Raw genomic sequence first — 262 nt, forward strand, 5'->3', positions numbered from 1 at the left:
GGCAAGAGCACGTTGCTCGATGCGCTCGAACGCACCGGTTTCGCGCGCTCGCACGAGGCCGGGCGCGGCGTGATCCGCGACCAGATGGCGATCGACGGCCCGGCGCTGCCGTGGCGCGACCGGGCCGCGTTCGCCGAGCAGATGCTGAACTGGGAGATGCGTTCGTACCGTCTCGCGCACGATGCGCGCGGGCCCGTGTTCTTCGATCGCGGCGTGCCGGACGTGATCGGCTACCTGCGACTGACGGGCCTCGCCGTGCCCG

The 262-nt window shown here is 71.8% G+C and carries 1 protein-coding gene; it reads left to right on the forward strand.

The features are described from left to right. A partial coding sequence (locus SB816_RS32615) for an AAA family ATPase (RefSeq protein ID WP_410548327.1) occupies positions 1–262 on the forward strand: 262 nt, incomplete at both ends.

Origin of the sequence: Achromobacter sp. SIMBA_011, assembly GCF_046535435.1 — a bacterium.
Lineage (GTDB): Bacteria > Pseudomonadota > Gammaproteobacteria > Burkholderiales > Burkholderiaceae_B > Achromobacter > Achromobacter dolens.